The 4,825-nt window shown below is 74.4% G+C and carries 4 protein-coding genes; 2 read left to right on the top strand and 2 right to left on the bottom strand.

All coding sequences use genetic code 11. The features are described 5' to 3' along the window. A partial coding sequence (locus NBG84_RS21080; protein ID WP_250921089.1) for a GNAT family N-acetyltransferase occupies positions 1-440 on the top strand: 440 nt, incomplete at its 5' end. Here NBG84_RS21080 and NBG84_RS21075 read toward each other — a convergent pair. Beyond that, entirely contained in the window at positions 437-775 is a 339-nt protein-coding gene (locus NBG84_RS21075; RefSeq protein ID WP_250921088.1) for a hypothetical protein, read from the bottom strand. The two genes, NBG84_RS21080 and NBG84_RS21075, sit on opposite strands and share 4 nt — an antisense overlap. A gap of 29 nt (positions 776-804) precedes the next feature. Between NBG84_RS21075 and NBG84_RS21070 the strand changes: the two genes are divergently transcribed. Beyond that, a complete protein-coding gene (locus NBG84_RS21070; protein WP_250921087.1) occupies positions 805-1,371 on the top strand; it encodes a DUF721 domain-containing protein in 567 nt (188 codons plus the stop codon). Between the two features lie 296 nt (positions 1,372-1,667). Here NBG84_RS21070 and NBG84_RS21065 read toward each other — a convergent pair whose 3' ends face one another. Further along, the gene (locus tag NBG84_RS21065; protein WP_250921086.1) at positions 1,668-4,472 is read right to left on the bottom strand and encodes a helix-turn-helix transcriptional regulator; all 2,805 of its coding nucleotides are present in this window, start codon (positions 4,470-4,472) and stop codon (positions 1,668-1,670) included. Positions 4,473-4,825 lie beyond the last annotated feature (353 nt).

Below are 4,825 nucleotides of genomic sequence, written 5' to 3'. Positions count from 1 at the left end.
TGGCGCTCTACCGTGAGCTGAACCCCGACGACGCGCCGCTGCCGACAGCTTCCGTGAGAAGTATCTGGACCGCTATCGCCACCCAACAGGGCCGGACCGTGCTGGTCGCGGACCTGGACGGCGCGTTGGCTGGCACTGCGGACTGCACGGTGCTGCCTAACCTCACCCGCGGCGGACGATCGATCCTGGTCGTGGAGAACGTCGTCGTCGCCGACGTCTACCGCAGACGGGGTGTCGGCAGGCAATTGATGGAAGCTGCCGCGCAACTCGCCGGATCCACCGGCTGTTACAAGATCCAACTTCTGGCAGCCGACGGACACGAAGCCCACACCTTCTACCGCGCTTGCGGCTTCCAACCACTCGCCCAGGGATTCCGCCGCTACCTCAACCACGACCAGCTCACCGCTCAACCCGGTGAACCAACGCGGTCAGAGCACTAGCGACCGAGAAACGGACCCGGTCCGCGGTCGACAAAGTCGTCTCGCACCAGTTCGGCCGGCACGGCAACAAGATCTGGACCCAGGCCCGCCAGCTCCTGGAACCAGGCCCCGTATACGGCGGCGATCACGGCGACAGCGGCGGCCGTCCGGGTGGGGGAGTAGCCGAGGCCGCCGGTGATCGTGGCGAGGGTGGTGCGGATGCCGTTCGGGGTGAACGGGAGGATGAGCGGGGCGGCGAACTGATGGTTGGTGGCGCCGGGGCGCAGCCCGGCCTCCTCCCCGGCCGCCGGCGGAAGCGTCCTCGCGCACTTCGAGGCCATCCCTGCCGCGGCCATGCCCGAGCTCCCCGCGCCGTGTTCGGGCCGTGGCGTTCGACGCGGAGAGCGGCCGTCTGGACGTCGTCCCCGACGCCCCGGCGGTCGGCACGAAGCTGCGCTGGAGCGCGCCGAAGCTGATCGCTGCGGCCAACGAGCGAGTGTCCGGTGCGAACGTCCGCGCCCTGCACGTTCTGGCGCCTGCACCCGTGAAGGTCGGCCCCGCCACGGCGGCCGCCGCCCCTGCCCCGCAGCTGACCGAACCCGTGGCGCCGGTGGAGCGCCGGACTCCGCCGGAGGGCTACCGCCGCGCGGTCGAGGCTCACCGCCAGGCCGCAGTGCCGCCCAGGGTCGACCCGGGCATCGCGCAGGCGGTGGAGCGGCAGAATCGGGCGATGCGGGAGCTCAGCCACCGGGCGTTCCCCGAGCCGCCTGCGGTGCCGGATGGCGCGCCGGCCCCGATCGACCGGGCCCGTGTCCAGCGTCGCCGCCAGGGTGCGGCGACCGAGGCCACTGCGCTGCTCCGGGCCCGTGTCGAGCGCACCCAGTTGACTGGATCGAAGGCGACAATGCGCTGTGCCCGCACTGACGTGGTCGACGAGAGGGAGGCATCCTGATGGGCGAGAGTGAGATTCCGCTCGGTTTCAGCGGGAGCGCCGGTCGGTGAAGACCTGTGCGGCGTCGGCTTCGACGACGTCGCACAGGTCCTCGTCGTCGGCCGGGGCGTCCAGGCCGAGCGCGGTGAGGACGTGCTGGTAGTGCTGGTAGGCGAAGTGCGGGCCGCGCCCGTGGCGGGTACCTCGGCTCTGTTTCCCGGCTCCGGTACCCGAACCGGATCAGGAACCGGAACCTGTTGCGGATCGGCGCGGTGCCGTACGGCCCGGGGCTCCGCCGGTAGGGATCGGCGCGGTGGTCAGTACGGATCGCCCTCGGCCAGCCGGGCCGCGAGCTGGGTGCGCCGGGACACCCCGAGTTTCTTGTAGGAACTGGTGAGATGGGTCTCCACAGTGCGGCGGGTCACCCGGAGGGTCTCGCCGATCTGGGCGTTGGTCAGACCCCGCAGGACGAGCCGGACCACCCGGTGCTCGGCCTCCGTCAACCGTCCGTGCGCGACCCGGGGGCCGCTGACTCCGCCGCCCGTCTCGCCGCCCAGGTCTCCGAGCGCCCGCCGGGCCACGGCGGCGAGGCGGGCCGAGACGGGTTCGGTCTCCGGCGGGTCGTCCCGTACGGTCGCGGGCCGCTGCCCGGCCCTGCGGAGCGTCTCGCCGAACGCGGCACGGGCCTTCCGCGCGTGTCCGGCGGTGGCCTCGGCCCGGCCGAGGTCGAGCAGGGCCTCGGCCAGCTCCAGCGGGGCGGGCGCGGTGGCGAGCAGGTCCGCGGCCTGGCGGAGCGCCAGCAGTCCCCGGCGTCCGCCGAGGGAGATCCCCTGGGCCCGCAGCGCGGTGCCGACCACGCGGGGTGTCCCCCAGGCCCGCGCGTGGTGCAGATTCTCCTCGGCCAGTGCCGCGGCCTCTGCGCGGCGGCCGAGGCGCGCGAGGGCGACGGCGGCGCCGGGACGCCATGCCTGGCAGACGGGGTTCACCATGCCCTGCGCCGACATGCTCTCGCCGCACTCCAGGTAGTCCGCCAGGGCCCGTTCCCAGCGGCCCTGGCCGGCGTGGATGCGGGCGCGGGCCCACAGGACCTCGTTCCAGCCCGGGTGGCCGTCCGGGGGCCCGAGGGCGTCCAGTGGCCTCCGGGCTCGGTCGCCCTCGCCCCGCTCGTAGCGGGCGAGGGCGAGCAGCGCGTGGAGGTAGGGGAGCCGGATGCCGCGTTCCCCGGCGGACCGCACCAGGAGGGTGTTCTCCTCGATGAGCCGCCGGTGGTGTCCGGTGCGGAAGTCGGCGGTGGCCCGGGTGGTGAGCAGGAAGTGGTGGCCCGGCTCATGGAGATCGGGGTGGGCGGGCAGGGACCGGGCCGCCAGGGCCCTGGCCTCGCCGAGCCGGTCGGCCCACTCCAGCAGCGCCGCCGAACCGGCGGCCCAGGTGGTATGGAGCGGGAGGCGGGCGGGAGGCCGGGAGCCGATGGTGTCGAGTGCTGTCGTGACGTCGACCCGGCCAGCGAGAGCCTCGTGGATCGTCGCGAGGACCCGTACCGCGGGTTCCACGGCAGGGGGGCAGGTGCCGAGGGTGTCACGGACCTCGGTCACCGCGGTGTCCCAGCGCCGGGCGTCCTGGCTGGCGAGGCCGGCGGCCGTGATCCGCAGCGCGGCCTGGGCCCCCTTGTCGCAGAGTCTCTCCCCGGCCTCCTCCAGGACCCGGACGGCCATACCCGTACGGCCCCTGGCGGCGAGCGCCCCGCTCAGCGCGGACGCGACGGTGTAAGGGTCGTGGCAGTCGGCGCGTGCCAGGTCCTCGCGCAGCCGCCGGGTGCCGGCCTCGGTGCAGCGGGCCATCTCCAGGGCGCTCAGACGGAGGGTGGCGGCACTGTGCCGGGCCGGGGTGAGCGGGCCGGTGAGGGCATGGCGCAGCAACTCGGCCGCGGCTAAGGGGAGTTCTGTGCGCCAGGCTGATTCGGCGGCCTCCTCAAGGGCGTGGCCGAGCCATTCCTCACCGGTCTGGGGAAGGCCGAGGAGATATCCGGAGAGCCGGATGGCGGGGGCACCGTTCCGGTAGAGGTTGCGGGCGATCCGGTGGCGTACCGCGCCGGCCCGGGCGGTGTCGGCGGAGGCCAGCACCGCTTCCCGCCCGAGGGGCAGGGCGCAGAGGCGGAGCAGCGGGCCGGCGGGGTGCCTGGGCGGATGGTGCGCGGTGGCGTACGCCGTGGGGGGTGTTCCACCGCGCCCCGCCGGTCTGGGTTCGGGCGGTAAGTGCCCCGCCGGCCGGTCACCCGCCGGTCCGGGTCCGGCTGCGTCCCGGAGGAGTCGGAGGTCGGGGGTGGTGTCCGGGTCGGCGCTGAGCGCGACGGCGAGGGCGACGGCGAGGTCCCGGCGGGCGGGGTCGTCGTCGGCGTTCAGCCAGCGGGCGACGGCGGTGCGGTACCGGTCTCCGGTGAGGCCGGCGAGGGTCGTGGGGAGTTCCGTGCGGGCGGGTGGGGGAAGGTCGGCGAGCAGGGCGTGGAGGAGCAGGGGGTTGCCGCCGGCGCTCGCGTGAAAGCAGTCCCGGGCGGCGTTGCCGTGGACGTCCCGGAGGGCGGCGAGGCGGACGGCGGAGTGCTCGCCGAGGGGCGGTACGGGCAGGTCCGTGCCGGTGTCCTCGCACCAGCCGTCCGGCGCGGTGCCCCCGGTGGTGAGGACGATGAGCAGGGGTAGGGGCTGGAGCCGCCGGGTGAGGTAGCCGAGCCAGCGCAGGGAGGGCCGGTCGGCGAGGTCGAGCGCCTCGACGGTGATGAGGAGAGGGGTGTCCGCCGCTTCGGCGGCCAGGTCGTCGACGAGGCGCTGGAAGAGCCGCTGTTCCCGGTGGGGGGCAAGGTCGTCGTACGGAAGGGTGGTCCGGTGCGGGAAGAGCTGGCGCAGGACGGCGAAGGGGTAGCCGGTTTCGTCCCGGGAGGCGTGGGCGGAGACCGGGCGCATCCGGCCGCCGGAGGTCTCGCGCCGCACCAGCTCCCGCAGCAGGGCGGTGCGGCCCGAGCCGGTCTCACCGCGGAGCAGGAGCCAGCGTCCCTGCCTGGAGCGGGCCGATCGGGCGTGGTCCGCCGCCGTTCGCAGGGCTTCGTCCCGTTCGAGCAATGGCTGCGCCAACTGTCTTCTCCCGTCGTCGGGCAGGCGGGTCGGTTTCCGTCAGAGGAGAGGATGGCCAAGGCGGTCGCCGGGTTCCCGCCGGTCCCGTATGTGGCGGTTCGGCAGGGAGCCGGGGCGGTGGGGTCGCCCCGGGCTGAGCCCGGCCGGCCGCGGCACACGCCCCGGACCCCCTGGCGCAGGGGGTCCGGGGCGCGGCCGGACGGGGCCGCAGCCCGTGTTCAGCAGTCCTCGTGGCGGGTCACGGCGTCTATGCGTTCACCTTGGTGGCCCACCCGTTGCGGCGTGGAACGAGGTCAGATGCGGACCTGTTCATCGGTCCATTGGGCGGAGCCGTTGGCTATGCGGCCGAGATC

The organism is Streptomyces albipurpureus, from assembly GCF_023701525.1.
GTDB classification, from domain to species: Bacteria; Actinomycetota; Actinomycetes; order Streptomycetales; family Streptomycetaceae; genus Streptomyces; species Streptomyces albipurpureus.
This window is presented reverse-complemented; position numbering and strand designations above follow the sequence as displayed.

Coding starts and splice junctions, on each gene's coding strand:
- NBG84_RS21075 (WP_250921088.1), bottom strand. CDS start 775: ATGGCCGCGGCAGGGATGGCCTCGAAGTGCGCGAGGACGCTTCCGCCG.